This is a genomic window from Vibrio sp. 10N.222.46.A1 (assembly GCF_041473595.1).
Lineage (GTDB): Bacteria > Pseudomonadota > Gammaproteobacteria > Enterobacterales > Vibrionaceae > Vibrio > Vibrio tasmaniensis_A.
In genome coordinates this window covers 1-2,433 of record NZ_JBFRSN010000741.1, presented here as the reverse complement: position 1 = coordinate 2,433, position 2,433 = coordinate 1, and the positions used below count along the sequence as shown (strand labels likewise).

Annotated in this window: 2 protein-coding genes; both read left to right on the top strand. The window is 45.3% G+C overall.

Features of this window, described 5'->3' with window-relative positions:
* Positions 1–1,109, top strand: a 1,109-nt coding sequence (locus AB4496_RS19460) for an elongation factor G (protein ID WP_372131666.1), incomplete at its 5' end; no start/stop codon positions are given.
* A gap of 146 nt (positions 1,110–1,255) precedes the next feature.
* Positions 1,256–2,433: elongation factor Tu (gene tuf / locus AB4496_RS19455; RefSeq protein ID WP_102296318.1), on the top strand; the 1,178-nt coding region annotated here is incomplete at its 3' end.

Here is a 2,433-nt window from a genome sequence, read left to right as displayed (position 1 = left end):
CTTTAACTTTCATCCGTGTTTACTCTGGTGTTGTTGAAAGCGGTAAAACAGCTTACAACTCTGTGAAGAAACAACGTGAACGTTTAGGGCGCATTGTTCAAATGCACTCAAACAAGCGTGAAGAAGTAAAAGAAGTACGAGCAGGTGACATCGCAGCCATTATCGGCCTTAAAGATGTTACTACTGGTGAAACTCTATGTGATCAGAACCATAAAATTGTTCTTGAACGTATGGAATTCCCAGATCCAGTTATTCAGATCGTTGTAGAGCCTCGCTCTCAAGCTGATCAAGATAAAATGACTATCGCGTTAGGTAAGCTAGCGGCAGAAGATCCATCGTTCCGTGTTGAAACGGATGACGAGACTGGCCAGACACTAATCTCTGGTATGGGTGAACTGCACTTAGATATCATCGTTGACCGCATGAAGCGTGAATTCAGTGTGAACTGCAACGTTGGTAATCCGCAAGTTGCTTATCGTGAAACCATTCGTGGTACAGCGAAAGCTGAAGGTAAATTTATCCGCGAACATGGTGGTAAAGGACAGTACGGTCACGTGTGGCTGAAACTGGAACCATCAGAAGCCGGTGAAGGCTTTGTCTTCGTAGATGAAATTGCCAATGGTATCGTGCCAAAAGAGTTCATTACCTCTGTCGCTAAAGGCGTTGAAGAGCAAATGAACAATGGTGTATTAGCGGGCTATCCAGTTTTGGATATCAAAGCTACACTATATGATGGTTCTTACCATGAAGTAGATTCAAGTGAGATGGCGTTTACAATCGCTGCCTCTATGGCTTTCAGAACAGGTGCACTAGAAGCGCAACCAGTTTTGCTTGAGCCTATGATGAAAGTTGAAGTAACTACTCCAGAAGACTGGATGGGTGACGTTGTTGGCGATATTAACCGTCGTCGCGGCATCATCGAAGGTATGGACGAGGGGACAGCTGGCCTGAAGATAATTCGTGCACAAGTTCCGTTGTCTGTCATGTTCGGTTACGCAACTGATTTACGTTCTGCGACACAAGGTCGTGCTTCTTACTCTATGGAGTTTAGTGAGTACGCTGAAGTGCCAAAAAATGTTGCTAATGCAATCATTGCAGAGCGTGGTTAAACAAAAGGGACGCAATTTTTTCATTTTTTGAAAGAACAATGCGTCCAAATATTGCGCTAACGAGAGTTGGCGCATAAAATAGCAATTTCTGGCGCGTCTCGCTCAATAATGAACGTGGCGAATCATAACTAGGAAGGAACACGATTGTGTCTAAAGAAAAATTTGAACGTACGAAACCGCACGTAAACGTTGGTACTATCGGCCACGTTGACCACGGTAAAACAACTCTAACTGCTGCTATCTGTACTACACTTGCAAAAGTGTACGGCGGTGTTGCTAAAGATTTCGCATCTATCGATAACGCTCCAGAAGAGCGCGAGCGCGGTATCACAATCGCAACTTCTCACGTTGAGTACGATACTCCTGAACGTCACTACGCACACGTAGACTGTCCTGGACACGCCGATTATGTTAAAAACATGATCACTGGTGCTGCTCAAATGGACGGCGGTATCCTAGTTGTTGCTGCTACAGATGGCCCTATGCCACAAACTCGTGAGCACATCCTACTTGGTCGTCAAGTTGGTATCCCTTACATCATCGTATTCATGAACAAATGTGACATGGTTGATGACGAAGAGCTACTTGAGCTAGTAGAAATGGAAGTTCGTGAACTTCTTTCTGAGTACGAGTACCCAGGAGACGACCTACCAGTAATTCAAGGTTCTGCACTTGGCGCTCTAAACGGCGAAAAGCAGTGGGAAGACAAGATCGTTGAGCTTGCAGAAGCACTAGATTCTTACATTCCACTTCCAGAGCGTGCTGTTGATCTACCGTTCCTACTTCCTATTGAAGATGTATTCTCAATCCAAGGTCGTGGTACTGTAGTTACTGGTCGTATCGAGCGCGGTATCCTACGTGTAGGTGACGAAGTAGAAATCGTTGGTATCAAAGAGACTACTCTTACTACTTGTACTGGTGTTGAAATGTTCCGTAAACTGCTTGACGAAGGTCGTGCAGGTGAGAACGTTGGTGCACTTCTACGTGGTACTAAGCGTGATGACGTTGAACGTGGCCAAGTACTTTCTGCTAAAGGTTCAATCAACCCACACACTAAGTTTGAGTCTGAAGTATACGTACTTTCTAAAGACGAAGGCGGCCGTCACACTCCTTTCTTCAAGGGTTACCGTCCACAGTTCTACTTCCGTACAACTGACGTAACAGGCGACATCACTCTACCAGAAGGCGTAGAAATGGTAATGCCAGGTGACAACGTTCAAATGACTGTTGAGCTAATCGCTCCAATCGCAATGGACGAAGGTCTACGTTTCGCAATCCGCGAAGGTGGCCGTACAGTTGGTGCTGGTGTTGTAGCTAAAATCTT